The 24373-nt window shown below is 61.6% G+C and carries 24 protein-coding genes; 12 read left to right on the plus strand and 12 right to left on the minus strand.

The features are described 5' to 3' along the window. Window positions 1–110: 110 nt before the first annotated feature. Window positions 111–1013: a LysR family transcriptional regulator gene (locus FHT79_RS06465; RefSeq protein WP_047610706.1), complete on the minus strand. Its 903-nt coding sequence runs from the start codon at window positions 1011–1013 to the stop codon at window positions 111–113. Window positions 1014–1207: 194 nt separating this feature from the next. On the opposite strand from FHT79_RS06465, the gene FHT79_RS06470 reads away from it, so the two are divergent. Both FHT79_RS06470 and FHT79_RS06475 read left to right on the plus strand, forming a co-directional pair. Beyond that, window positions 1208–1933: an SDR family oxidoreductase gene (locus FHT79_RS06470; protein ID WP_047611738.1), complete on the plus strand. Its 726-nt coding sequence runs from the start codon at window positions 1208–1210 to the stop codon at window positions 1931–1933. Beyond that, window positions 1927–2415 carry a RidA family protein gene (locus FHT79_RS06475; protein WP_183903088.1) on the plus strand — a complete coding sequence of 163 codons (489 nt, stop codon included), beginning with the start codon at window positions 1927–1929 and terminating at the stop codon, window positions 2413–2415. Before FHT79_RS06470 ends, FHT79_RS06475 begins: the two co-directional genes overlap by 7 nt. Before the next feature lie 59 nt (window positions 2416–2474). Here the strand turns inward: FHT79_RS06475 and FHT79_RS06480 are convergent, their stop codons facing one another. Then, complete coding sequence (locus FHT79_RS06480) at window positions 2475–3014, minus strand: Pycsar system effector family protein (protein ID WP_047610710.1); 540 nt, start codon at window positions 3012–3014, stop codon at window positions 2475–2477. A gap of 129 nt (window positions 3015–3143) precedes the next feature. On the opposite strand from FHT79_RS06480, the gene FHT79_RS06485 reads away from it, so the two are divergent. The 3 genes from FHT79_RS06485 to FHT79_RS06495 all read left to right on the plus strand — a co-directional run bounded on the left by FHT79_RS06485 (window position 3144) and on the right by FHT79_RS06495 (window position 10051). Continuing rightward, a complete protein-coding gene (locus tag FHT79_RS06485; RefSeq protein ID WP_183903089.1) occupies window positions 3144–6929 on the plus strand; it encodes a FecR domain-containing protein in 3786 nt (1261 codons plus the stop codon). Further along, complete coding sequence (locus FHT79_RS06490) at window positions 6929–8911, plus strand: adenylate/guanylate cyclase domain-containing protein (protein ID WP_183903090.1); 1983 nt, start codon at window positions 6929–6931, stop codon at window positions 8909–8911. Before FHT79_RS06485 ends, FHT79_RS06490 begins: the two co-directional genes overlap by 1 nt. 159 nt (window positions 8912–9070) lie before the next feature. Further along, window positions 9071–10051, plus strand: a complete 981-nt coding sequence (locus FHT79_RS06495; RefSeq protein WP_183903091.1) for an SDR family oxidoreductase — start codon at window positions 9071–9073, stop codon at window positions 10049–10051. Between the two features lie 118 nt (window positions 10052–10169). Here FHT79_RS06495 and FHT79_RS06500 read toward each other — a convergent pair whose 3' ends face one another. Then, a complete protein-coding gene (locus FHT79_RS06500) occupies window positions 10170–11060 on the minus strand; it encodes a LysR family transcriptional regulator (RefSeq protein ID WP_183903092.1) in 891 nt (296 codons plus the stop codon). A gap of 171 nt (window positions 11061–11231) precedes the next feature. Between FHT79_RS06500 and FHT79_RS06505 the strand changes: the two genes are divergently transcribed. Beyond that, window positions 11232–12128 carry a DMT family transporter gene (locus tag FHT79_RS06505; RefSeq protein WP_063474668.1) on the plus strand — a complete coding sequence of 299 codons (897 nt, stop codon included), beginning with the start codon at window positions 11232–11234 and terminating at the stop codon, window positions 12126–12128. Between the two features lie 32 nt (window positions 12129–12160). Here the strand turns inward: FHT79_RS06505 and FHT79_RS06510 are convergent, their stop codons facing one another. Both FHT79_RS06510 and FHT79_RS06515 read right to left on the minus strand, forming a co-directional pair. Beyond that, window positions 12161–12697 (minus strand): GNAT family N-acetyltransferase, encoded by a 537-nt coding sequence (locus FHT79_RS06510; protein ID WP_183903093.1) that lies wholly within the window; start codon window positions 12695–12697, stop codon window positions 12161–12163. Between the two features lie 44 nt (window positions 12698–12741). Beyond that, window positions 12742–13494 (minus strand): nucleotidyltransferase domain-containing protein, encoded by a 753-nt coding sequence (locus FHT79_RS06515; RefSeq protein WP_183903094.1) that lies wholly within the window; start codon window positions 13492–13494, stop codon window positions 12742–12744. A 284-nt stretch (window positions 13495–13778) separates the two neighbouring features. Here FHT79_RS06515 and FHT79_RS06520 point away from each other — a divergent pair, with 284 nt between their 5' ends. Both FHT79_RS06520 and FHT79_RS06525 read left to right on the plus strand, forming a co-directional pair. Then, complete coding sequence (locus FHT79_RS06520; protein ID WP_183903095.1) at window positions 13779–14474, plus strand: fumarylacetoacetate hydrolase family protein; 696 nt, start codon at window positions 13779–13781, stop codon at window positions 14472–14474. A 10-nt stretch (window positions 14475–14484) separates the two neighbouring features. Further along, a complete protein-coding gene (locus FHT79_RS06525; RefSeq protein ID WP_047610725.1) occupies window positions 14485–15015 on the plus strand; it encodes a gamma carbonic anhydrase family protein in 531 nt (176 codons plus the stop codon). A 311-nt stretch (window positions 15016–15326) separates the two neighbouring features. Here the strand turns inward: FHT79_RS06525 and FHT79_RS06530 are convergent, their stop codons facing one another. The 3 genes from FHT79_RS06530 to FHT79_RS06540 form a co-directional block, all read right to left on the minus strand. Beyond that, a complete protein-coding gene (locus tag FHT79_RS06530) occupies window positions 15327–15728 on the minus strand; it encodes a hypothetical protein (protein ID WP_049735194.1) in 402 nt (133 codons plus the stop codon). Between the two features lie 222 nt (window positions 15729–15950). Then, window positions 15951–16367 (minus strand): ester cyclase, encoded by a 417-nt coding sequence (locus FHT79_RS06535; RefSeq protein ID WP_183903096.1) that lies wholly within the window; start codon window positions 16365–16367, stop codon window positions 15951–15953. Window positions 16368–16456: 89 nt separating this feature from the next. Then, complete coding sequence (locus FHT79_RS06540) at window positions 16457–17032, minus strand: transglutaminase-like cysteine peptidase (protein ID WP_183903097.1); 576 nt, start codon at window positions 17030–17032, stop codon at window positions 16457–16459. Window positions 17033–17223: 191 nt separating this feature from the next. Between FHT79_RS06540 and FHT79_RS32055 the strand changes: the two genes are divergently transcribed. Further along, a complete protein-coding gene (locus FHT79_RS32055; protein WP_246713938.1) occupies window positions 17224–18495 on the plus strand; it encodes a hypothetical protein in 1272 nt (423 codons plus the stop codon). 235 nt (window positions 18496–18730) lie between these two features. Here the strand turns inward: FHT79_RS32055 and FHT79_RS06555 are convergent, their stop codons facing one another. Genes FHT79_RS06555 through FHT79_RS06565 form a run of 3 tightly spaced genes read right to left on the minus strand, consistent with a single transcriptional unit; the run spans window position 18731 to window position 20869 of the window. Beyond that, complete coding sequence (locus FHT79_RS06555; protein ID WP_047610731.1) at window positions 18731–19129, minus strand: Fur family transcriptional regulator; 399 nt, start codon at window positions 19127–19129, stop codon at window positions 18731–18733. Next, window positions 19126–19941, minus strand: coding sequence for a zinc ABC transporter permease subunit ZnuB (znuB, locus tag FHT79_RS06560; protein ID WP_183903317.1), 816 nt, complete (start codon window positions 19939–19941; stop codon window positions 19126–19128). The genes FHT79_RS06555 and znuB overlap by 4 nt, the downstream gene beginning before the upstream one ends. Further along, window positions 19934–20869 carry a metal ABC transporter ATP-binding protein gene (locus FHT79_RS06565; RefSeq protein ID WP_063474662.1) on the minus strand — a complete coding sequence of 312 codons (936 nt, stop codon included), beginning with the start codon at window positions 20867–20869 and terminating at the stop codon, window positions 19934–19936. Before FHT79_RS06565 ends, znuB begins: the two co-directional genes overlap by 8 nt. 102 nt (window positions 20870–20971) lie before the next feature. Here FHT79_RS06565 and FHT79_RS06570 point away from each other — a divergent pair, with 102 nt between their 5' ends. The 3 genes from FHT79_RS06570 to FHT79_RS06580 all read left to right on the plus strand — a co-directional run bounded on the left by FHT79_RS06570 (window position 20972) and on the right by FHT79_RS06580 (window position 23522). Further along, a complete protein-coding gene (locus FHT79_RS06570) occupies window positions 20972–22000 on the plus strand; it encodes a zinc ABC transporter substrate-binding protein (protein WP_183903100.1) in 1029 nt (342 codons plus the stop codon). A 143-nt stretch (window positions 22001–22143) separates the two neighbouring features. Beyond that, window positions 22144–23349, plus strand: a complete 1206-nt coding sequence (zigA, locus tag FHT79_RS06575; protein WP_183903101.1) for a zinc metallochaperone GTPase ZigA — start codon at window positions 22144–22146, stop codon at window positions 23347–23349. Beyond that, the gene (locus FHT79_RS06580; RefSeq protein WP_168334074.1) at window positions 23346–23522 is read left to right on the plus strand and encodes a hypothetical protein; all 177 of its coding nucleotides are present in this window, start codon (window positions 23346–23348) and stop codon (window positions 23520–23522) included. The genes zigA and FHT79_RS06580 overlap by 4 nt, the downstream gene beginning before the upstream one ends. A 351-nt stretch (window positions 23523–23873) precedes the next feature. On the opposite strand, the gene FHT79_RS06585 is transcribed toward FHT79_RS06580, so the two are convergent. After that, on the minus strand, window positions 23874–24197 hold the full coding sequence (locus tag FHT79_RS06585; protein WP_183903102.1) for an RcnB family protein: 324 nt from the start codon (window positions 24195–24197) through the stop codon (window positions 23874–23876). Between the last annotated feature and the right edge of the window lie 176 nt (window positions 24198–24373).

Here is a 24373-nt window from a genome sequence, read left to right on the forward strand (position 1 = left end):
CAATCCAATCCCCGCACCATCCAGGCCAGCGAACTCTAACACAGCTTGGCCGACGCAGGATGCCCGGCCGTGCGCCCAGCTTCAATTTTCGGTGATGGAATCGAAAGCAATCAATGCAAGGGAAGCCACAAGGGGCTCTTCCATGTTTTCAGCGCCTCGAGAAAGACCTGCAACCGGGAGGGCAGGAAGCGGCGCGTGGGATAGACGGCATGCACGAAAATTTCTTCGGACGACCAGTCCGGCAGCAGGCGGATAAGCTCGCCGCTTTTGATCTGCTCGTCGCAATAGGTCGAAGGCAACAACCCGATCCCGTGTCCGCGATAGGTGAAGGCGCTCACCGCATCGAAATCCCGGCTCGATACCAGCCCCGATACATGCACGTCGATCGATTTGCGCCCGCTGACGAGATGCCATTCCGCTTCGCCGTTGCGACCGTTCAGCAGAACGCACTGATGGTCCTTCAGGTCTTCGGGCTTTAAGGGAAGCACCCTGCCCTTCAGGTAGTCCGGCGCGGCGACCAGATAGCGTACGCTCTTCCCGAGCCGCTGCGCAACGATGGTCGAATCCTTGAGATCGCCGAAGCGGATGCCGAGATCTATGTTCTCCGCGATCAGATCAAGGAACAGGTTGGTGACGAAGAGATCGACCTGAATCTTCGGATATGTCTTCAGGAAGGCCGAGACGAATTCGTAGAAGGCCTCCTGTCCAAAAATGACGGGCACGGAGATCTTCAGCAGACCTTCAGGTTTTTTCTGGGTCTCGGTCAGCACCTCCTCGGCGTCGAGGAGATGGGCAAGCGGTTCACTGCACTGATCGAAATAGGCCCTGCCCTGCGCCGTGAGGCTCAGCTTGCGGGTCGTCCGCTGCAGCAGCGTCACGCCGAGTTGCTCCTCCAGCGACGTCACCTTCCTGCTGACGGTCGACACCGGCATGCCAAGTGAATGGGCCGCACGGCTGAAGCTGCCATACTGCGCCACCTTCACGAAAACGGCGATGTCGTTCAGATCGGCCATGCCGGGATTTTTGCATATGTGCAAAAGAGAATCCAGATATTTCCATCTAATCGAGTAATGGAGTTTTCGCCATATTCACCCTGCGAAAACAATCACAACCCGATGGAGGCGCATTCGCAGCAGCCCCATCTCGAGCGACCCCGCCTTCGCAAAGCCAAGGCCCGCGTTGCCCGAACCAGTTTATGGAGATCAGCATGACTACGGGAAAAACAGTCATCGTCACGGGCGCCTCCCAGGGTATCGGAGCCGGGCTCGTCAACGCCTTCATCGAGCGCGGTTACAATGTCGTTGCCACCTCGCGCCAGGTCAGCGCCTCAGAGGCGTTCCAAGCCTCCGACAAGCTGGCGCTCGTTGACGGCGACATCGGCGATGCCGAAACCGCAGCGCGGGTAGCAAGAACCGCAATCGACCGGTTCGGCTCGATCGACGGCCTCGTCAACAATGCCGGCATTTTCCTAGCCAAGCCGTTCGTCGATTTCACAATGGCCGACTTCAATAAATTGTCCTCGACCAATCTCGAAGGCTTCATCCACCTGACCCAACTGGTCGTCAGGCAGATGCTCGCGCAGAAAACCGGCGGCAGCGTCGTCAGCATCACCACGCCATTGACCGATCATCCGATCGCCGGCTTCTCCGCCTCGGTGTCGATGATGACCAAGGGCGGCATCAACGCCATCTCCAAGAACCTGGCGATGGAATATGCAAACGAGAAAATTCGCTTCAACATTGTGGCTCCCGGCGTGGTGGACACGCCGCTGCACAAGGACAATCCGAAGGATTTCCTGAAGACGCTGTCGCCGATAACAGGCATATCCAACGTCGAGGAGATCGTCGACGCTGTCATCTTCCTGACCGAAGCGCCGCGCGTAACCGGGGAGGTGCTGCACGTCGACGGCGGCGCACATCTGGGCAAATGGTAAACCATGCGAAAGCGCAGGCAGCCGGCGCGGAACGACGGCTGCAGGAACTCGGCATTACCCTTCCCCCGCCGCCGACACCCTTCGGCGCCTATGTCGAAGCGACAAGGACCGGCAATCTGGTCTTCTTCAGCGGGATGCTGCCCGTCGTCGGTCATGAGCCCCGCTATATCGGCCGCGTCGGCGGTGCCCTGACGGTCGAAGACGGCAGGAAGGCGGCCGAAACGGCAACGCTGAGCGCGCTTGCGGCCGCCAGGGACTATCTGGGCTCGCTGGAAAGGGTCGTCAGAGTCGTGAAGCTCGGCGTCTACATCGCGACCGAAGGTGATTTCCGCGACCATCCGAAGGTGGCCGACGGAGCATCTGAAATGCTGCTTGCTGTCTTCGGCGAGGAAAAGCTCTCAGGCCGCGTCGTGCTCGGTGTCGCCAGCCTGCCCCTCGGCCTGCCGATAGAACTGGAGCTCGTCCTCGAAGTTGATGGCTGAAAGCAGCCGGGCATGTTGCGGCATGCCCGGCCAAAGCGTCCGCATCAGACTTGATGCGCTCACACCGCCACCAACAGCAGCACATAGGCGATCACACTCACCATCAGCCCGCGGAACGCGAAGGTAACGCAGCGGTACTTGCTGCGGGCGATGGCGGAGAGGATGTTGGCGTTTTCGAGATATTGGTCGAAAAGATAGCGTTCGTCTCGCCGCAGCGCCGCCTCGAAGAACAGATCGCGGTGGTTGTGCCATGCGCCCCAGAACAGCGAGGTCGAGCTGTCCAAACGGCGAGGCAGCACGACGAGGATCGCCGACAGGATGGAAAAGACCGAAGCGGCAGCAAGCAGGCCCGAGAACAACATGCTCCCTGGCGCCCCGTTCGCGTAGCGGGCCGGGCTGAAGACTGCCCTCACCTCGCTAGAGCTCACCAGGAAGGCCAGCATGAAAGTAAAGATATAGGCAGCCTTCTGATCGGAGATCTTGATCTGATCATAGAATATATCATTGATTTTCTTGATGTGGTCGAAATAACCGGCGCCAATGTCACCTGTCGACGGTTCGCTTGGCATAAGTTCAGTTGCACTCTCGAATTCGCTCACCTGAATACTCCACCCCAAAAGTGTTTCCCTGATATTACACTTCACAGCGAATTCAAGAACACGTGTGCAACGCGCTTGACTTTTCTTTTCTACATGGACAAAGGGGAAGTGGGGTTTGGGGTTGGGGTCATGCGGGGTCGCTGGAAAAACATCTGTCGCGCCGGGGTGGCGCTTGCGCTTGTCGTGCCGGGCTTTTCCCCGGCGGCGGCCGACCCGGTGCAACGTGCAACACCGGTCGCCGGATCCGTCATCGCCCGCAAGACCGGCGAGGAGGTCCGCTTCATCGACGTGTCGAACTGGCGCGTCGTCGACATCCATCAGGATCTGCTGACTGGCGACGTGCTGCGCACCAATGCCAACGGCCAGCTCGCCATCGTCTTTTCCGATCACACCCAGGTTCGCCTCGGCCGCAATTCCTCGCTACAGGTCAAGAAGATGGCCGCAAGCGGCGACACGACGCTGGAGCTGCAATCAGGAACGATCTGGGCGCGCGCCGAGCGCGGCGGCCAAGGCCTGACGGTGGAAACGCCGGCGGCCGCAGCCGCCATCCGCGGCACCGATTGGACCATGACGGTCGAGGGCGACAAGACCTCGATGATCGTGCTCGAAGGCCGCGTTGCGCTCAGCAACCCACAGGGCAGCGTCGAAGTGGGCGAAGGTGAAGGCGCCGTCGCCACCATCGGTCAGGCGCCGCGCAAGCTCGTTATCGTCACGCCCGACGATCGCGAGCAGATGCTGTTTTACCTGAACCTGCGAGACGGCTTCGGCCTGATGCCGACCTCGCCGCTGCCGGCAGGCCGCATGGCCGACGAGCGCCGCCGGCTGCTGGCATTGCCGCCGGAGCGTCGCACAACCGAGGACTGGCTGGAGCTTGCCGAAGTGCAGAGCGCCTTCGACGGCCGGCAGGTCGCCGCAGAGACGCTTCAGCAGGTTCGGGGCCGCAAGCTGACGACCGCCCAGAAGGCGCGCGTCGACCTGATCGATGCCACCATCGCCGGCTCCGAAAAACGTTACGACGAAGCCGCAAGGCTGTTTGCGACGGCACTGCCGCATCTCGACGCCAACCGCCGGAACATGGCGCAGTATGGCGCTTACTTCGCTCGCTCGCTTGCCGATCCCGCCCATGTCGAAAAACCGCCGTCGGCTGCCGTCGGTCCCTATGGCGCGATCATGAAGGCCTACACCGCCGGCTTTCTGGAAAACCCGCGCGCCGCTCTCGATGTGATCAGCCAAGCAGAGAAGCGTTTCCCCGACGATCCCACCCTACCCGCAATCCGCGCCCAACTGGCGCAGCTGATCGATGACCGCGCCCAGATGCAGGAGGCCGTGAACCGCGCCCTCTCGCTCGATCCCAACCATCCGATCGCCCTTGCCGCGCGCGCCTCCTACAAGGCGAGCTATGAAAGCGATATCGACGGCGCCCTCGCCGATCTGAACCGCGCCATCGAGCTTGCGCCCGGGGCATCGGGATCGTTGAACTCGCTGGGCCTGCTGCAGAGCGCCCGCGATGCCAATGGCGAGGCCGAGGCGGCCTTCCTGAAGGCAATCGCGCTCGATCCGCAGGACCCGGTTCCCCACGGCAATCTTGCCATTCTGTACCTGGACCAATCCAGGATGAAGGATGCCAAGCGCGAGATCGACACAGCGCTCGCCGTCGATCCGTCCTACGACATCGCTCTCCTCGCCCGCGGCCGTTACTACCTGCAGACCGGCGAGCGCGACAAGGCGCTGGCGGACTTGCTGGCGGCCAGCACCGCCAATCCGGCGCATTCGCAGTCGCAGCTGATGCTTGCCGCCGCCCACTACGAAAAGGGCGACCGTCTCCCCTCCGAGCAAGCGGTCGACAATGCCGACAGGCTCGACAAGAACGATCCCGTCATCTCTTCCTTCCGCACTGCCGTCGATATCGACGATTACGACGCCGACGGCGCGATCCGCAACGCCCAGGAGTTTCTCCGCCGCTCAAGGGCGCGCGGCGGCGATTACAGCGCGCTCGGCGCCAACCAGGACGCCGGCTCGACCCTGAACAACGCCTTCCGCCTGCAGGGCCTGGACGCTTGGGGCCGCTATTATGGCGATGCGGTCTTCAGTCCCTTCGAAGGCAGCGGCTATACCGACCAGTCGATCAAGGGCAGCATCTTTCCCTTCAGCAATGCGACTGATTTCGGCGACGACAATATCAGCCAGTACCGCCTCAACACGTCGAGCTTCTCCTCGCTCTTCCAGGGCCTGCTGCTCGATCCGCATATGCTGTCGGGCCGTTCGCGCTCGGCCACACTTCTGCGCACTCCTTTCATCGAAGGTTCGCTCGGCGGCGGCATTAACAGCGTCGACGGCCATACCAGGCGCATCGGCGAGGCAGAAATCCAGGGCTTCTCCAACGAAACCATCCCGCTCAGCTTCTACGGCAACCTGAACTGGGAGGAGATCGCCCGCGACGGCGACTATACGGATTTCGGCGGCTTCTCCACCGACAACAAGATCCTCAGCGGCAACGGTTATCTCACAGCGACGATTACCCCGGATGACCGCGTCGTCGCCTACTTCAATGGCGCCAAACGCGATTTCGACCTCGACACATTGAGCAGCAATTCCCAGCTGTCGACCATTCTGAACGACGGTCTGTTCGATCCCATCCTCGTTCCCTTTTTCGGTATCCCGCGGGTGCCTGATGAGTTACCGCTCTATCTCAACCGGCGCGACATCATCACGACGACCAATGCCGGCATCGGCTGGAGCCATACATTCGGCTACGAAAACGTGCTGAACACAGCGCTGCTCTATTCGGGGACCAGGACGAAGACCACCGCTGAGATGGAATTCGATTGGGAGGCCGTGCCGTTCCTCGGCGGTCCCGGCACCGATATTCGCCCCTTCGGGCAGACCACCCAGGACGTGAGCTCGAAGACCTATGTCGCCGCTCTCAACCACGATATCGGCGCGGGACCGCTGACCTTCCGCTATGGCATCGAGGGCGGCTGGATCGATGCCCACAACAGCAGCTTCCTCCACATCGAGGATATCGTTCCGGGCTTCCTCGACGGCACGACGCTCGGCCCCACGGAGGCCGACAACCGCGTCGACATTGCCCGCGGCTATGTCGACGTGCTGCACGAGATCACGCCCGATCTGAAGGGCGAATATGCGCTGTTCGGCACCCACATGTCGGGTGACGGCGTCGATGTCAGCCGGCTGGAGCCGCGTTTCGGCCTTGCCTGGGCGCCCGTCCAGAACCATTGGCTGCGCGCCGCCTTCATGCGCCAGAGCGTCGACACCGGCGTTCCGACCCTTGCCCCGGTCGGCATCCTCGGCCTGCAGCCGAACCAGTTTTCGGTCGGCATCGAAGGTTACAGCGATACGGTGGCGCTGCAATGGGATGCAGAGTGGACCGACCGCTTCTTCACTTCGGTCGAATACCAGCACCAGGAACTGCATGATTTCTCGATCGATTTTCCGTTGATCTCGCTTCCGGCAGCCGACAGCCTGCCGCTGTCGCGCGGCAGCATCGACCGCGCCGCCGTCACCGCCAACGTCGCCCTCGGCTATGGCTTCGGCCTGTCCGCCACCTATGCCTACATGGAGTCGGAGAACAAGGACCCGCTGGAGCCGAATTACGGCGGCTCGCTTCCATTCATTCCGAAAAATTCCGGCCAGATCGCCCTGACCTGGGTCAATGAGGCCAAGGTCAAGGCGACGGTGGCGGCCAACTATATCGGCGAACGCGACGGCGACGATCTCGGCACCAAGCTCGACGACTATTGGACCCTCGACGCCCACCTGATCTGGGAACCCCTGGACAAGCGCATCGCGCTGGAGGCGGCCGCCTATAACCTGCTCGACGAGGATTTCGAGCTGACGCCCGGCGTACCCGGCTGGGGCCGCGCCTTCAAGGGCACGCTCAAAGTCCGCTTCTGATGCAGGCGCAGGACAAGCCTCGGCAGGTCGGACCCGCCAGCCGGCAAGCCGAAAGCCGTCATCTCAGGCTGCTGGTGCTGGCGCTTGCGACGCTGGTCGCCATCTCGCTCTTGTCGCGCCTGCCCGCCTGGTCGCTGCTCGAGCTCAGAAGCTTCGACTATCTCTCGACCGTCGACGATCCGCGCCCGCCGCAAGGCGGACCCGTGATCGTCGCCATCGACGAGCCATCGCTTGCCGATATCAATGCGCAGTGGCCCTGGCCGCGCAGCCTGCATGCCGAACTCATCAGGCAGCTGCGCGCGGCCGGCGCCCGTGTCATCGGCCTCGACATCATCATGGCCGAACCGTCGAACCCCGACAATGATGCGGCAATCACCGGGGCCGTCGGCCCCGATGTCGTGCTCGCCGGCGATGAAACGCTGATCGAAACGCCGCAGGCCTCGCAGCTGATCCGCGCCACGCCGCTGCCGCAGCTGACCGAAGCGGGTGCGGTGACCGGCATCGCCTCCATCGATCTCAGCGGCGACGGCACGTTCCGGCGCATTCCAGGCTATGGGGACGGTTTTGCCGCCATGCTGATGAAGGCGGCGGGAGCAGCAAACATAGCCCTGCCCTCCGGCCGGCTCATCCAGTCCTTCGGCCCGGCCCGCTCCTATCCGACGGTCTCCTACTACCAGGCGCTCGACCCCGAGAATCTGCTGCCGCCGGGTTATTTCAAGGACCGCGTCGTGCTCGTCGGCCTCAGCCTGCAGAATGCGCCCGAGATCGACAAGGGCGGCGTCGATGCCTTTGCCTCGCCCTATACCGTTCATACCGGCAAGCTCGTCTCCGGCGTCGAGATCCAGGCGACGATCTACGACAATATCCGCCGTGGCCTGTCGATCACGGAGGCTCGTCTGCCGCTGGTCGCCGCCTGCATTCTGATCTCGGTGCTGCTGGCCGCCGCCACCGTCTGGCGTTCGACGGGATGGCTGACGATCGTCGCCAGCGCCGCCGCACTCATCGCCTTCGCGGCAGCGAGTTTTGCCGGCATGCGCTTTGCCCATGTCTTCGTCTCGCCGCTCGGCCCAGTCGTCGCCTATGTCTCGGTCGCCTTCGGCCAGGCGGCCTTCGATTATGCCGAGGAGCGCCGCAACAAGCGGCAGATCATTCGCGCCTTCGCCCAATATATCTCGCCCGATCTGGTCCGACGCCTGTCGAACGATCCCTCGCAGCTGAAGCTCGGCGGCGAGCGGCGTACGCTCTCGGTGCTGTTTTCCGATGTGCGGGGGTTCACCACCATTGCCGAGACCCTGAAGGACGATCCGGAGCAGCTGACCGGCCTGATCAACCGGCTGCTGACGCCGCTCTCCGACGTGGTGATGGATCACGGCGGCACGATCGACAAATATATGGGCGATTGCATCATGGCCTTCTGGAACGCACCGCTCGACGATCCCGACCACGCGCTCCATGCGGTGCGCGCCTCGCTTGCCATGCAGGCGGCGATATCGAGGCTGAACAGCCAGCTGGAGCGGGAGGCGGCGATACGCGGCGACAAGCCGCATGTGCTGAAGATGGGCGTCGGCATCAACACCGGCGAATGCATCGTCGGCAATATGGGCTCGACCCGCCGCTTCGACTACTCCTGCCTCGGCGACAGCGTCAACCTCGCCTCCCGCCTCGAAGGCGCCTCGAAGAATTATGGCGTCGCCCTGTTGCTCGGCGAGGAAACCGCCAGACTGGTCGCGGATACCTACACCGTCGTCGAACTCGACCGCATCATCGTCAAGGGCCGCACCGTGCCCTCACCGGTCTATACCGTCGTGCACAAAGCCGATGCTGAAGCGCTTGCCGCCCACCAGGCTTTCATCGAGACGAAATATGCCGGCACACTTGCGCCAGCCGACCCCGCCTTCGACAGGCTGGCCGCTGATATCCCCGAGCTTGCCGCCTACTACGCGATCGTGCGGGATGCGATGGTGGGCGATGGTGGGGAATGATGGCCACTTGTACGGCAGGCGATCAGTGACGGCTTTCGGCTCAACGCGGCCCCGCTCGCGGCGCAATCTTCGGTGCACGAGATTTGCGGGAGACGATCACGTTCTTTCGCGCTATGAAGGGTGATCACCAGATCCCGCCCATAGACCCCGAGGTCACTCATGGCTTTGAAAGTTCTTTTCATTGGCGGCACCGGCCAGATTTCCTATCCCTGCGTCGACCGCGCCGTTGCTGAGGGCCATCATGTCAGCGTCTTTAATCGCGGCTTGAGAAGCGACCCATTGCCTGCGGGGGTGACCTCGATCGTCGGTGAACTTGGGTCGACCGCCTATGCGGATCTCGCCAGGGCCAATTATGATGTCGTCTGCCAATTCATCGCCTTCACGCCCGATCAGGTGGCGCGCGACATCGAGCTGTTTGCGGGCAATTGCGGTCAGTATATTTTCATCTCTTCGGCCTCGGTCTATGAAAAGCCGCCGCGTCACTACGTGATCACCGAAGAGACGCCGGCGATCAATCCCTACTGGCCCTACAGCCAGGCCAAGATCGCCTGTGAGGAATTGCTCAAGAAGTCCAGCAATCTGGCCTGGACGATCATCCGCCCCAGCCACACCGTTCGCACCGGCCTGCCGATCATGATGGGCGATAGCGACGTCATGGCGAGACGCCTGCTGGACGGCGAACCCACCATCGTGGCGGGCGATGGCCACACGCCCTGGACACTGACCCGCTCCGTCGATTTCGCAGTGCCTTTCGTCGGGCTTTTCGGCAAGAAAGCAGCGCTCGGCGAGATTTTCCACATCACCTCCGATCGCGCCCACATCTGGGACGATATCCAGAAGACGATTGCAAGATTGCTGGGCGTAGAGGCCAAGATCGTCCACGTACCGACCGACACCCTGATCAGGTACAATCCGGATTGGAGAGGCCCGCTGGTCGGCGACAAGGCCTGGACGGCCATCTTCGACAATTCGAAGGTCAAGCGCGTGGCGGGTGACTTCACCTGTGCCGAGAGCCTGGATGAAATCCTGGCTGAGCCGATCATGCACCTCAAGCAGCGCCTGGCCAAAAGCCGTCCGCCAAAAGGTGAACTTGATGCCCTGATCGACAGGATATGCGCCGCGCAAAGCGCTCTCGGCTAGCGCGCCGCGTGCCCTTTCGGACGCAGAAAGGACGCTCTAGCACTTTCAATCCTCGCATCGTGCTTTCCGAAAATCGATTCCGATTTTCGGGCCGATGCGCTGGGCATGTCCCGGCCCGTCAGCTCGCCAGGGTCAGTCCGCCGTAGCGGCTGACCTCATTCTCGATTTCGGCGACCAGCGTATCGAGCGCCGGGTTTCGCGCCTTTCGGGCTCGGCGCACCACATAGGCCAGGGCGGGAGGTGTGGGCAGGCGGTTGGTGATGATACTCATCTCGGGGCGCAGATGGCGCCCATTCAGAAGCGCCACGCCCAGCGCGGATGTGACTGCCGAGACGATTCCGGCGGCGCTGGCGCATTCGAACACCGTCTCGAGCAGCGAGTCACCGTCCTGCCCGATATCAAGCGCCCATTGGCGATAGAAGCATTCGTCGTCAAAAGACAGGAATGGAATGGGACCACTCGGCGGCAGAGGCAAGTCCGCATGCTTCACCCAGTAGAGCTGCTCCCGGAAAAGGACGATATCGGTCGGGCGAACCTCGTGGGCAAAGATCTGCACGATCGCAGCATCGAGCTCGCCCCGCTCCAGCATCCCCCTGAGAACCAGACTCATTCTGACCTTGGTGCGCACCGCGACATCAGGATGGAGACGACGAAACCGGCCCAATATGCGGGCAAGGTCCGTGCAGGTCGTGTCCTCGGTCAGCCCCAGCGCGATGCGCCCGGCGAGCGGCGTTTTCGTCAGGCTGAGAAGCGCTTCGTCATGAAGGCCAAGGATACGTTCGGCATAATCCAGCAAGTCCTCTCCGGCGGCGGTGAACATGGCCGAGCCTGATTTGCGGCTGAGCAAATCGCAATCGAGGCTGACCTCGAGCCGCTTGATCTTATGGCTGACGGCCGATTGCGACAGACCGAGCGCCTCGGCGGCGCGAGTGACTCCACCATGACGGCGAACGGACCACAGGACCCGCAACGCGTCTATTTCCAATCGTCGGCTGTTGAGTTCGGTCATGGAGGCGCTCTCTGCTCACTGTGTCGCAAAATCTATGCATGGAGCTGGCCGGCCTGACAAGTCGACATCGATAAAGCGAGCGCATTGTCATGTCGCGATCGATATTTGTCATGTGCGATGGCGCATTTCCTGACCTATTTCAGAGCAGAGCGTTATCGAAATGAGTATGCCATGACAGATCAATCAATCGTCCGGCCCGAGCCGCGACGACATCCTCTCCTCTGGCCCGTGCTGGCGGCACTTCTGGTGATCAGCTGGAGTTCCGGTTTCGTCGGCATCCGCTACGCCAGCGAGGGGGCAAGCGTCATTCTGGTCTTGTTCTGGCGCACCCTTCTGTCGGGACTGATACTGCTGCCCTTCGCGCTGACGATCGGGCCAAGGATGCATCTGCGCAGTGTGCTGGGGCAAATGCTGTTCGGCGTGATGTCGGTCTTCCTCTATCTCGGTGGATTCGCTCTCGCCATCGAGCAGCGCGTGCCGACGGGACTGGTCGCACTGATTTCCGACCTCTTGCCGCTGGCGATTGCGTGCCTGTCGCAACCGCTCCTGGGCGAACGGCTGACATTGCGGCAATGGCTGGGGACGACGATCGCCGTGGTGGGCGTTCTGCTCGTTTCGCTCGAAAGCCTGAGCTTCGGCCAGGCCCCGCTCTGGGCCTATGGGCTGACGGCCGGCTCGATGCTGATTTTCGCCCTCGCCTCGGTTCTCTACAGACGGCGGCGCGACGAGCACATGCCTGTCCATCAGAGCCTTTGCATCCAGACCCTGACCGGCTCGGCCTTGTTTTCGTTCTGCGCCTTCATGCAGGGCAATATGATCCCGCCGATGACCATCGATTTCGCCATCGGCATGACATGGCTCGTGCTGATCGCAACCTTTACCGCCTATTCGGTCTATTACACCAGTCTTCGACTTTTCCCGGTGGCGCAGGTCAGCGCCGCAATCTACCTCAGCCCACCCGTCACCATGTTATGGGCCTGGGCCCTGTTTTCCGAGCCGCTGACGGCAACGATGTTCGTCGGATTGGCGGTGACAATGGTGGGTGTCTGGATGACCTCGCGAGCGTGAACGCTTGTGCGGATGCGATCGGCGCTTGCCGCTTAAGTCCGGAAACTGCCGAAGGCGTACATGTTGGTCGGCGCGCCGTGCAACATCACCTCGCACTCGAAGGCGAAGCCACATTTTTCGAGAATGCGTCTTGACGCGGTGTTGGCGGTGCGAACCAATCCGATCACGCGATCGGCCTGCAGATCGTCGAATGCAAATGTCAGGGATTCCCTGACCAATTCCGTGGCATAGCCATGGCCCCAGCTTTCAGGTTGCAGATGATATGAAAGGTTGAGGCCATCGAATTCCGTGGAAACAGTGACGCCGCCGAACCCTATCAGCGCACCGTCTGACTCAACAGCCCAACGCCCGAACCCGTGATCTTTCCAATGCCCGATATCGCGCGCGAGCCGCGCAGCACTTTCCTCCGGCGTATCAGGCCGGGGCACCGGTCGGTGTGCGACCAGTTCCGGCCGCGAAAAAAGCCGGATCAGGAAATCGGCATCCCCTTCCACCGGAGGTCTGAGAAGCAATCTGGCGGTGCGCCTCATGGCAGACTGCAAGGCACCTTTGAATTCATTCTCAAACATCTTTCATCCAATTTTCAAAATGCGGCAACGTGACCGATACCAAATTATTCCAGGCGGCGCGCTTCCAGCGGCGCGTTCTGCCGGTACCCGTCGAAATAGCGGCCGCCATGCAGGGCGAGCTCGCGGTCGGCAAGGGCCAGCAACCGGGCGCCGTCGCCCTGCCCCGCCAGCCTGAACGCCGCGTCGAATTCGGCCGCCAGTTGCGCATCGAGCGTCTTCAGGACACGCGGCGCCCACTTGCCGCGGCCGCTCCATGCGCCGCGCCCGAGCAGGATCAGATCGGCGAGCTTCTGGTAGAGCAGTGCGGCGATAGCGGCGACCTCTTCGGGCGGGCGGGCGCCGCGCAGGTCATCGGCCAGATCCGTGACCTGATAGCGCAGCATGTCATAGTCTGCCCCAGCAAGAGGCTTGGGCCCTGCCGCCAGAATATCCGCCGCCTTTGCCTGGATGAGGCGGGCGCTGTCGATATCCGGTCCCAAAATGCTGCCTGTCATCACCATGTTGACCATGATCGGATAGCCGCTGTCTGCATCCCGATGAAGATAATGCGCCAGCGTCTGCGCATCGTGGACGAAGGCCTCGACCGGGAAGCCGTCCTCAGTGAACGATTCCCGCCAGGCCCTTTCCAGCGACGGAAAGACGACGACCAGGTCGATATCCGAAAACGCGGTCCCTTCGCCGCGCATGATGGAACCCGCCGCATAGGTGAAAGCAGCCCCGGCAAAGCGGCTGGCGACACAGCGGCGGGCAGCGGCCAGCGCCCGCTCCGCGAGAATATGTTTCTGGATATCGTCCACGATCTCGTCCTCGAATGCGGGACACGGGCGGGAACAAAAAACCCGCTCGTTTCCGGCGGGTTGGTCTCAGCAGCAATGAACGGAATTCAGTTCACGCGTCCACCACCCACCGCGGCGCGGTGGTCGTAGACTTGGTCGAAACTGCAAAAATCCTGCTCATGGCCAAGGTTAACCCGCGACCGTGACGGCGTCAATGCACCCGATCCGGGCGCCAGGGATGCTTCCCCGGCGCGACGTTTTCCGTCTAAGATGGCGCAAGAGTCGAAAACAGGAAGAGCCCGCCCATGCCCCATCCCGCCACCGTCATTCCGCGTCCCGCACCGGTACTGCTGCCGGTGGAAGGGAGCGCCGAGCGTTTTCCGGTGCGCCGCGTCTATTGCGTCGGGCGCAACTATGCCGACCATGCGATCGAGATGGGCCATGATCCCAGCCGCGAGCCACCCTTCTTCTTCCAGAAGAATGCCGACAACCTGCTGCCGGCAGGCCATGCCTTTCCTTATCCGCCACTGTCATCAGATGTGCATTACGAGGTCGAATGCGTGCTGGCGCTGAAATCCGGCGGGGCAAACATTCAGGCCGCCGATGCGCTCGGCTGCATCTACGGCTATGCCGTCGGCATCGATTTCACCCGGCGCGATCTGCAGGGCGAAGCAAAGAAGCTCGGCCGCCCCTGGGAAGTCGGCAAGGCTTTCGAACATTCCGCCCCCGTTTCGTCGATCGTTCCGGCAAGCCGCCTCGGCCACCCCACGCAGGCAAAGATCTGGCTGGAACAGAACGGCAAACGCGTTCAGGACGGCGATCTCAACCAGATGATCTGGAAGGTGCCGGAGATCATCGCCGAACTGTCGAAGCTTTTCACCCTGGCGCCCGGCGATATCATCATGACCGGCACGCCCGCCGGCGTCGGTGCGGTCGCCAGGGGCGATCGCATCAATTGCGGCATCGACGGTATCGCCACCCTGTCGGTCGAGGTCGTCTGAGGAGAGAGCCATGCCCGTCTATGCGCTCGGTGGATCAACGCCGAAACTGCCCGCCGCCGGCCTCTATTGGATCGCACCGGATGCCAACATCATCGGCCAGATTGAGCTCGGCAAGAATGTCGGCATCTGGTTCGGCGCCGTGCTGCGCGGCGACAACGAGAAGATCACCGTCGGCGAAGACAGCAACATCCAGGAAGGCGTGATGGCCCATACGGACATGGGCTTCCCGCTGACGATCGGTAAAGGCTGCACCATCGGCCATCACGCCATTCTCCACGGCTGCACCATCGGCGACAACGCGTTGGTCGGCATGGGCGCCACCATCCTCAACGGAGCGAAAATCGGCAACAACTGCCTCGTCGGCGCCAATGCACTGGTCACTGAAGGCAAGGAATTCCCCGACAACTCCCTGATCGTCGGAGCACCCGCCCGCGTCCTGCGCACGCTCGACGAAGCGGCAATCGGAGCCATCCGCCGCTCGGCGGAAAACTATGTCGCCAACTGGCAACGCTTCGCCCGCGATCTCAAGCAGATCGGGTGACGCGCCACAGAGTTGTTGCCATTGGCAATCCAATCAAGAAAAACGCCGCTTCGGAATCCCGAAATTCACCGCTTCGGGATTCCGAAATTCGCGGCGTTTCGTGAGGTGTGGACGGAGAGAAACAGCCAATGATTTCAATGCCGCAACCAATTTCGGGATTCCGAAGTGCTATATAGAGTCTGGTCGGGTATTGCCGGCATCGACTTAATCGCAGCCAGGCCAATAACTGCCGCGGCCACTCCAGGGGAGACCTCGCATCGATCCCCGACGCCTCGAAATGACGGCCCAGGCCGATTTCATGGAAGAGTGCCTTATTCGGCGGCTTCGAGAAACTGGCTGTTCCGTGAGGAAGAGGCAAGAGCCTGAACCCTAGCTTCGGCCTTGGCGATCAATTGATAGAATTCGTCCTGCGCTTCGACATCCAGTTGGATGACGGCATTGACGTCGTCAGGCGTATCGCAAACGCAAGCGACCGCCGAAATGGGACAGATGCCGCCGGGATAACGTTTGCCGGCACCTGTATAGGCGCGGCGACCCCAACGCTCGGAGTAAACCGTCTCTTCGCGCTCGAGATGCAGGATCGTTCCCTTGCAAGCGGTCACGATAGCTGCCTTGCCGTAAGCGAACCAATGATAGTTCAGCTTCCGGAGAATATATTTGCCAGTGATATCTTCGCCAGCCAGCTCGGCAGGGTTTTCAATCATTCTGATCATGACGGCTTCCTCAACGTTTAAACAATATCCGTCATGTCGTCGCGCGCAGCAAGTCGAAAAACGCTGCTTTTGGAGACACTTAGTCACAAAGTGTTTCCGATTCTTACACCAGGCACGCGCCTAGCCGCCCGTCGGGCACACAATTCTTCGTCGAATTTACCGCAACCTGCCACCGATTTTGCCATTGAATGAGGCAGCGAGGTCAATGGCACCTTTGGCCGATCACTCCATCGCGTTCGTCATCTGATCGCGACGAAGCTGCACTTCGATCGCCTCCTTGTCGATGACCGACCATACCTCGACGATCTTGCCGTCGCGAAATTCGTAGATCACGTTCTCGGTGAAGGAAAGACGCCTGCCGTTTATGTCGAGGCCGAGGAACTTTCCCTTCGGCGTGCAGTCGAAGCCCAATCGGCAAGCCACGTAAGGTGGGTCGGCGACCAGCATCAGAACATTGAAAGCAAGATCGGGAATCGCATCGAAGTCCCGCTCAAGCATCGCGAGGTAACCCGACAGCCCGAGCCGCCGGCCGTTGTGAACCGCATCGTCGCCGACGAACTGCCCGAGATTGTGCCAGTCCTGCCTGTTCAGGCAGGCGATGTAGCCCCGGTATATTTTCGCGAGTTCGGTTTTCGTCACGCAATCGTCCCTGGCTTGGATTCTCAGGCAAAGATAGCGCCGGGATCTGCACTTGCCAGCGGCGAGCGTGCCGCCGCGAGACTTTCAGTTCAGGAGAACTCACCGGCGCGGGGACCGGCAAGCGTCACGCGCCAACCCGTTCGCGATTGGAAATCCTGAGTAGCCAGAAACGTATAGCCCGTCGAGCGCCAGAGCCTCACGGCGCTGGTCAGGTTGTCGAGCACATAATCGCCGGCGTCCGTCCGGGCGACGAGAACCACATGGTTTTGATCTTGCGGTCCGATGACCACGGAAAGCGCCAACCTGTTCGATGGATAACCAGCCTCGATCAGGTCCTTCATCTTCTGCAGAGCGTAGTCCTCACAGTCACCACGGCCGGCAATCGGTAAAGACCAAACATCCTTATTTCCGGAAGACGGGCGATCTTCTGCCGAAACAATACGTCCGTTTACGGCACGATTGACCTTTTGAAGAAGCGCAAGCGCAGCCTGCTCATTCAACTGTTGCGCCGCCATCCTGCCGCACAGCCACTTGTACTTGGCGCAGGCCCCGGCGAATCCCACCGGTGCGCCGATGCTTCGCGTCACAGGCAGCGACGATCCAGCAACTGCCTGATAATGCGGGATAATTATCAAAAAGGCAGCAAGAGAAAGGAGACGCTTCATTGCCGATTCGCTCTGTTTGCAACAAGAGAATAACACAGCCAGTATAAAAATTTATTAAAATTTTATACTTGAGAATTTAACTGTATTGGATGAACGAAACAGATTAACTATCATTTATTCTTCGCATTAATTCATCGTTAGTGTAAATGATCTCCACGTTAACGCTCAGTTAACCTTGGGAGACGATTGAAATGATCAGCAGAGCAGCGAAATTCAGCGTCGCTGTTGCTTCCCTTCTGGCAAGCAGCAGTCTGGCAACGGCCGCCCCGGCAGTCGTTAATTGCAACACCGCAGTTCGCGGCACACTCGAATACAGGCTGTGCATGCCGACCAGAGCAATTCGGGCCGATAACAAATTCAGTCCCAACGACAGCGATCACGGCAGCCAAAACGTTGGCGGCGGCAAGAAGACATCCAACACCGGCTCGGTCGCCAGCAATGGGAATGATGGCAATGACGGTGATGGCAGTAGCGACAGCAGCGGAAATAGCGGTGGCAACGGCGAAGGCGTTGATCAAGGCGGCGACACCGGCGGAAAAGATCAAGACCCCGGCAAGGATGACCACCACGGAAAAGACGACCACGGCGGCAAGGACCGCGATGATCACGGCGGCGGCAAGGGTGGAAAAGACCGTGACCACGGCAAGGATGGCAAAGGCCACCACGGAAAGGACGATCACGGCGGCAAGGACCGTGATGATCACAGCGGCGGCAAGGGCGGAAAAGACCACGACCACGGCAAGGATGGCAAGGATGGCAAGGGCCATCACGGAAAGGACGATCATGGCGGCAAGGATCGCGATGATCACGACAGCGGCAAGGGCGGAAAAGACCGCGACCACGGCGAGGGTGGCAAGGGCGACAACGGCGGTCCCGGCAAGGGCGACAACGGCGGCTCCGGCAAGAGCGACAATGGCGGCTCCGGCAAGAGCGACAACGACGGCTCCGGCAAGAGCGACAACGGCGGCTCCGGCAAGAGCGACAACGGCGGCTCCGGCAAGAGCGACAATGGCGGTTCCGGCAAGAGCGACAATGGCGGCTCCGGCAAGAGCGACAACGACGGCTCCGGCAAGAGCGACAACGGCGGCTCCGGCAAGAGTGACAACGGCGGTTCCGGCAAGAGCGACAACGGCGGTTCCGGCAAGAGCGACAACGGCGGCTCCGGCAAAAGCGACACCGGCGGCTCCGGCAAAAGCGACACCGGCGGCTCCGGCAAGAGCGACAATGGCGGCCCCGGCAAGAGCGACAATGGCGGCCCCGGCAAGAGTGACAACGACGGTCCGGGCAAGAGCGACACCGGCGGCTCCGGCAAGAGCGACAACGACGGCCCCGGCAAAGGCAACAACGACGGCTCCGGCAAGAGCGACAATGGCGGCTCCGGCAAGAGCGACAACGGCGGCTCCGGCAAGAGTGACAACGACGGTCCGGGCAAGAGCGATAACGGCGGCCCCGGCAAGGGCTGACCCAACGCTGGCCGGGGATTAAACTCGACCGGCGAAAGAATGCAAAAGATGAGGCCGGTTTTACGGCCTCATCTTTTGTCACGTTGAGTTTCCGTCGGCTCCACCATTTTCAGGAAGATAACGGAAGACTCTTTGCATTCATGGGAGCGAGCCACCGCGGACGCGCGGTGGCTGGATTTCTGCGACAAGCACAGCAATGAGTAAAGTGAAGCGACCTCATTCCGGCCCGCGCGCCTTACGCCGCACAGGCCTCGCACAGACCGCGGATCTCGATCGTCGTCTTCTCGGGCTTGAACTTCTGCCCCCGCACCCAGGCCATCAGCCGATGGTCGACTTCATGGTCGTGGAACTCCATCACCTGGCCGCAGCTTTCGCAGATCGCGAAGGCGACGATGCCATGGCTGTGGCAGTCGTCGCCGGGATGGGCGCAGGCAACGAAGGAATTGATGCTTTCGAGCCGGTGCACGACGCCATATTCGAGCAGCTTCTCCAGCGCCCGGTAGACCTGCAGCGGCGCACGAAAACCGTGATCGCGCAGCTTGTCGAGAATGGTGTAGGCGCTGAGCGGTCCATCGGCCTTTTCGAGCACATCGAAAACAAGCGACTGGTTCTTGGTCAATTGCGGTGTCGTCATGAGCCTTGTCCTTGCATGACCGCGCGATGGCGCCTGAGGGGAAGCAGGCTGAGCATGAAGAGGATCAGCGCCGCAACCACGATCGAGGGGCCGGAGGGCGTGTCGTAGGTGAGCGAACCGAACAGCCCGCCGAAGACGGCGATGGCCCCGATCAGCGAGGCGAGCACCGCCATGACCTCAGGCGTCGACGAGAAGCGCCGCGCCGCAGCCGCCGGAATGATCAGCAGCGAGGTGATCAGCATGATGCCGACGATCTTCATGGCAATCGCGATGACGACGGCCATCAGCAGCATGAAGAACAGCCGCGCCCGCTCCGGCTTCAGCCCCTCGGCCTCGGCGAGCTCGGCATTGACGGTCGCCGCCAGCAGCGGCCGCCACAGCCAGGCCATTGCCACGAGAACGAAGAGCCCACCGCCCCAGATCAGCGCGATGTCGGTCGTGGAAACGGCAAGGATATCGCCGAACAGGAAAGCGATGAGATCGATCCGCACCCAGCTCATGAAGGCGACCATGACGAGGCCGATCGCAAGGGTCGCATGCGAGAGGATGCCGAGCAGCGCATCGGCCGACAGCGCCTGGCGCTTCTGCAGGAAGAGCAGCAGCACCGATACGAGGGCGGCGACGGCAAACACGGCCAGTGTCAGATTGAGTTCGAAGAGCAGCGACAATGCGACGCCCAGCAGCGCCGAATGGGCGATCGTATCGCCGAAATAGGCCATGCGCCGCCAGATGATGAAGCAGCCGAGCGGCCCCGTCGTCAGCGCCAGCCCGACGCCGGCAAGGATGGCGCGCACGAAGAAATCGTCAAGCATGGCGATCTCCCGCCGCATGCTCATGGGCGTGCGGATGCGTGTGGCCATCACCGGCATGCCCATGGTCATGCCCGTCATGCCCGTGGTCGTGCGCATGGCCGCCGTCATGCGCGTGATGCCCGTCATCGGCGTGGCAATGATCGGTGACCGTGCCGTCCGCATGCTGCACGCGCCCATCCGGCAGATGCGTATGATCGTGATGATGGCTGTAGACGGCCAGCGTCTGCGCCGCCCGGCTGCCGAACAGGCGCACATATTCCGGGCTGCGGCTGACGGATTCGGGCGTGCCGCGGCAGCACACATGACCATTGAGGCAGATGACGGTGTCGGTCTCGGCCATAACGACGTGGAGATCGTGCGAGATCAGCAGGATGCCGCAGCCGCTGGCGTTGCGGATCGATTTGATGAGATCGTAGAGGGCGATCTCGCCGGAGAAATCGACCCCCTGCACCGGCTCGTCAAGCACCAGCAGATCCGGCTTGCGGGCAATGGCGCGTGCCATCAGCGCCCGCTGGAATTCGCCGCCGGAAAGATGCTGCACTTCGGCATCGAGCATATGGGCGATGCCGGCGGATTCGAGCGCCGAGAGCATGTCGCGCTCGGGCAGCGGGCCGGTCAGCGTCATCAGCCGACGCACCGAAAGCGGCAGGGTCCAGTCGATCGACAGCTTCTGCGGGACATAGCCGACCTTGAGGCCGGCCTTGCGCTCCACCCTGCCCTCGTCGGGCTTCAGCACGCCGATTGCCGCTTTGGCGCTCGTCGATTTGCCGGAGCCGTTCGGCCCGATCAGGGTAACGATCTCGCCGCGCGAGACGGAAAAATCGACGCCGCGCACCAGCCAGCGGCCATTGCGGAGAACGCCGACATTTTCAAGCGAAACCAGCGGTTCGGCCCTGACACTACCGAGGGTCTTTGCGGGAGAGAGCATCAAATTTTCCGAAAGTGCTGTTGCGTCCTGCTATTGCACACGTTATAGCATAACGCAATTGATGTAATAACATAACAATTGTAATTCAAGGGAAGCACACTGATGCAACGTGCCCTGGGGCCATTTCTCAAAGTCTTGGCCTTCAAAATACCGGCTCTCGCAATCATGGGCGTCGCAATCCCCGCCTTGCTCTTTGCCGGAACGATGCGGGCCGCCGATGCGCCTGTCGTCGTCACCTCGATCAAGCCGATCCATTCGCTGGTTTCGGCGATCATGCAGGGCGTCGGCGAACCGGAACTGATCGTCGACGGCGCCGCCTCCCCGCACACCTACAGTCTGAAGCCGTCGAATGCCCGCGCTTTGCAGGACGCCAAGGTGATTTTCTGGGTCGGTCCCGGCCTCGAGGCCTTTCTCGAAAAGCCGCTGCAGGCGCTCGGCCGGGATGCCAGCATCGCCGCGCTCGATGAAGCGCCCGGCCTCGTCAAGCTGCCCTTCCGCGAGGGCGGCGCCTTCGAAGCGCACGATGACGGCGACGAGCACGACACTGCCTCCGGTGGCGAACATCATGATGCCGAAGCCGCGCATGCTGCCGACGATCACCACGACCACGGCGCCTTCGACACCCATCTCTGGCTTGACCCGATGAATGCCAAGGCGATGGCCGCCATGATCACCACGACGCTGGTCGCCGCCGATCCCGCCAATGCGCTGACCTATCAGGGCAACGCCAAGGCTCTCGACGACAAGCTGGATGCGTTGGATACCGAGATCAAGGGCATTGTCGCTCCCGTCAAGGACAAGCCCTTCATCGTCTTCCACGATGCCTACCAGTATTTCGAGCATCGCTACGGCATCCGGGTCGCCGGCTCGATCACCGTCAGCCCGGAAACCATTCCCGGCGCCGAGCGTGTTTCGGAAATCCACAGCAAGGTCGGGCAACTCGGCGCCACCTGCGTCTTTGCCGAGCCGCAGTTCGAACCGCGCCTCGTCGATGTGGTCATCGAAGGCACGCACGCCAAATCGGGCGTGCTCGACCCCGAAGCGGCGACGCTGAAGGCCGGCCCCGATCTCTACTTCACCCTCATGCGCGGCATCGCCAACAGCATGAAGGGCTGCCTCTCCGGCGCATGATTGTCATGCGCCGCGCTGCGCGTCCTGCCGGACACGCGACGTTTTGGAGAAAGCTGAAGCGGAAGAAGGCGGACACCCCCGTTCCGCCTTTTTTCAGCGCAATCCATGTAATGATATAACATTAATAATTCGATGAGGTTCCCATGGACAATAGACTTCCCGTCACCGTGCTTTCAGGCTTCCTCGGCGCCGGCAAGACGACGCTGCTCAACCATGTGCTCGCCAATCGCGAAGGTTTGCGCGTCGCCGTCATCGTCAACGACATGAGCGAGGTGAATATCGACGCGGCGCTGGTGCGCGACGGCGGCGCCAATCTCTCCCGCACCGAGGAGCAGCTTGTCGAAATGACCAACGGCTGCATCTGCTGCACACTGCGCGACGACCTGTTGAAGGAAGTGCGCCAGCTCGCCGACCAGGGCCGCTTCGATTACCTCCTGATCGAATCCACCGGCATTGCCGAGCCCCTGCCCGTCGCCACCACCTTCGAATTTCGAGATGAGAACGGCCAAAGCCTTTCCGACGTCGCAAGGCTCGACACCATGGTGACCGTCGTCGACGCCGCCAACCTGCTTGCCGATTATGCCTCAGCCGATTTCCTCGCCGACCGCGGCGAAACGGCGGGTGACGGCGACAACAGGACCATCGTCGACCTGCTGGTCGAGCAGATCGAATTCGCCGATGTCGTGGTGCTGAACAAGGTCGGCACGGCCAGCGAGGAAGAGCGCGACGCCGCCCGCAAGATCGTCACCGGCCTCAACCCCGATGCCAAGCTGATCGAGGCGGATTTCGGCAGGGTGGCGCTGAACGAAATGCTCGGCACCGGCCGCTTCGACATCGACAAGGCCGAGACCCATCCGCTCTGGTACAAGGAGCTGCACGGCTTCCGCGATCACGTGCCGGAGACCGAGGAATACGGCATCCGCTCCTTCGTCTATCGCGAAAAACGGCCCTTCCATCCGGCAAAGCTGCAAGCCTTCCTCGACAGAAGCTGGCCGGGCGTGGTGCGCGCCAAGGGCTTCTTCTGGCTGGCGACCCGGCCGCATCATGTCGGCGAGATCAGCCAGGCGGGCGCGATCGTCCGCACCGGCAAAATGGGTCTCTGGTGGGCGGCCGTACCCCGCGAACAATGGCCCGAAGAGCCAGGCTTCATGCGCGCCATCGGCCGCTATCTCGACCCGGTCTGGGGCGACCGCCGCCAGGAAATCGTCTTCATCGGCGCCGATCCGATGGACGAAGCCTGGATCAGGAAGGAACTCGACGCCTGTCTGGTCGACACCACGGTGTTTGCACCGGAGCGCTGGCGCAAACTGCCTGATCCCTTCGCCAGTTGGAGCCGGCAGGCAGCATGAAAGCGACGGCGATCAAATCCTACCGCTGCATCTGCCAGGAATGCGATCCCTTGCCACCGATCGAGGGGCTGCATCCGCTGACGCATGAGGCTGCGGACGAGACGCCGCGCAAAACCAGGGGATTGCTCGGCCTCATCGCCGAACACGTGATGCCCTTGCGCCGGCAGGACTAAAGCGGTGACGACCGCCGCGGTGTCCTCCAAGCCGACGGCGAATGTGGCGTGAACGCCACCCCATCCTCCGTAGACCAAGTCGAGTTTGGCGCGAACGCCAACCCCACTCTCCGTCATCCCAGGCCTTGAGCCTGGGACCCATACCACTACTGCTAATGGATGCGGTGTGGATGCTCGGCTCAAGGCCGAGCAGGACGGAGGGTGGGGTTAGCGGGCGGAGCCGATCAGAACACGGGAGCCCCGTGGCGAGACCAGAAAGAGCAACGATGCTGATCGAGACGGTGTCGCTTGCCCGCCTCAAAGTCAGAAAGAGGGCAGCCAAATCCGCCCTCTTTCCTCATCCATCTGCGATCAACGGACGGTAATGATGCTGGAGATGATGCCGCTGGTGACGCCGATCAGCAGGTAGTCGTTGTCAGCGCGGACCCAGCGATAACCGCGCGGCGGAGGCGCCAGCCGATAGCGGCGGTAGTCGTTGACATCGGAGAACCGGCGACGCTCGCTGGCATTGACGCGGTATCCCTTTTTCCAATGCGGCCGGATGACCTTCTTCTCAACGATCACCCGCTTCTGCACGATAGGCGGACGGCGATAATCGTCAGCACTGGCCTGGGAGACAATCATCGGAGACAGAAGAAAGGAGGCGGAAAGAAGAGCTGCAAAAATCTTTTTCATGTCGGGTTCCTCGTGTTGGGCACGGGAACAAACTAGGGCCGAGAAGATGAACTGAAACTGAAATCTAAATTAAATTTTCGTAATAGAATCCGATGGCTGTGGGTTGCGGCTAATATTTTAGGTTAGTCTTATACACTGTGCCGAAAAGCCGTTTTACCCGAGCCGGCGCGATCGCC

This window comes from Rhizobium sp. BK212 (assembly GCF_014197475.1).
GTDB lineage: Bacteria > Pseudomonadota > Alphaproteobacteria > Rhizobiales > Rhizobiaceae > Rhizobium > Rhizobium anhuiense.

Bases quoted from the DNA above. Each gene is read 5' to 3' on its own strand.
- FHT79_RS06465 (WP_047610706.1), bottom strand. From the start codon at position 1,013: ATGGCCGATCTGAACGACATCGCCGTTTTCGTGAAGGTGGCGCAGTAT.
- FHT79_RS06470 (WP_047611738.1), top strand. From the start codon at position 1,208: ATGACTACGGGAAAAACAGTCATCGTCACGGGCGCCTCCCAGGGTATC.
- FHT79_RS06475 (WP_183903088.1), top strand. From the start codon at position 1,927: ATGGTAAACCATGCGAAAGCGCAGGCAGCCGGCGCGGAACGACGGCTG.
- FHT79_RS06485 (WP_183903089.1), top strand. From the start codon at position 3,144: ATGCGGGGTCGCTGGAAAAACATCTGTCGCGCCGGGGTGGCGCTTGCG.
- FHT79_RS06490 (WP_183903090.1), top strand. From the start codon at position 6,929: ATGCAGGCGCAGGACAAGCCTCGGCAGGTCGGACCCGCCAGCCGGCAA.
- FHT79_RS06495 (WP_183903091.1), top strand. From the start codon at position 9,071: ATGGCTTTGAAAGTTCTTTTCATTGGCGGCACCGGCCAGATTTCCTAT.
- FHT79_RS06500 (WP_183903092.1), bottom strand. From the start codon at position 11,060: ATGACCGAACTCAACAGCCGACGATTGGAAATAGACGCGTTGCGGGTC.
- FHT79_RS06505 (WP_063474668.1), top strand. From the start codon at position 11,232: ATGACAGATCAATCAATCGTCCGGCCCGAGCCGCGACGACATCCTCTC.
- FHT79_RS06510 (WP_183903093.1), bottom strand. From the start codon at position 12,697: ATGTTTGAGAATGAATTCAAAGGTGCCTTGCAGTCTGCCATGAGGCGC.
- FHT79_RS06520 (WP_183903095.1), top strand. From the start codon at position 13,779: ATGCCCCATCCCGCCACCGTCATTCCGCGTCCCGCACCGGTACTGCTG.
- FHT79_RS06525 (WP_047610725.1), top strand. From the start codon at position 14,485: ATGCCCGTCTATGCGCTCGGTGGATCAACGCCGAAACTGCCCGCCGCC.
- FHT79_RS06530 (WP_049735194.1), bottom strand. From the start codon at position 15,728: ATGATCAGAATGATTGAAAACCCTGCCGAGCTGGCTGGCGAAGATATC.
- FHT79_RS06540 (WP_183903097.1), bottom strand. From the start codon at position 17,032: ATGAAGCGTCTCCTTTCTCTTGCTGCCTTTTTGATAATTATCCCGCAT.
- FHT79_RS32055 (WP_246713938.1), top strand. From the start codon at position 17,224: ATGATCAGCAGAGCAGCGAAATTCAGCGTCGCTGTTGCTTCCCTTCTG.
- FHT79_RS06555 (WP_047610731.1), bottom strand. From the start codon at position 19,129: ATGACGACACCGCAATTGACCAAGAACCAGTCGCTTGTTTTCGATGTG.
- znuB (WP_183903317.1), bottom strand. From the start codon at position 19,941: ATGCTTGACGATTTCTTCGTGCGCGCCATCCTTGCCGGCGTCGGGCTG.
- FHT79_RS06565 (WP_063474662.1), bottom strand. From the start codon at position 20,869: ATGCTCTCTCCCGCAAAGACCCTCGGTAGTGTCAGGGCCGAACCGCTG.
- FHT79_RS06570 (WP_183903100.1), top strand. From the start codon at position 20,972: ATGCAACGTGCCCTGGGGCCATTTCTCAAAGTCTTGGCCTTCAAAATA.
- zigA (WP_183903101.1), top strand. From the start codon at position 22,144: ATGGACAATAGACTTCCCGTCACCGTGCTTTCAGGCTTCCTCGGCGCC.
- FHT79_RS06580 (WP_168334074.1), top strand. From the start codon at position 23,346: ATGAAAGCGACGGCGATCAAATCCTACCGCTGCATCTGCCAGGAATGC.
- FHT79_RS06585 (WP_183903102.1), bottom strand. From the start codon at position 24,197: ATGAAAAAGATTTTTGCAGCTCTTCTTTCCGCCTCCTTTCTTCTGTCT.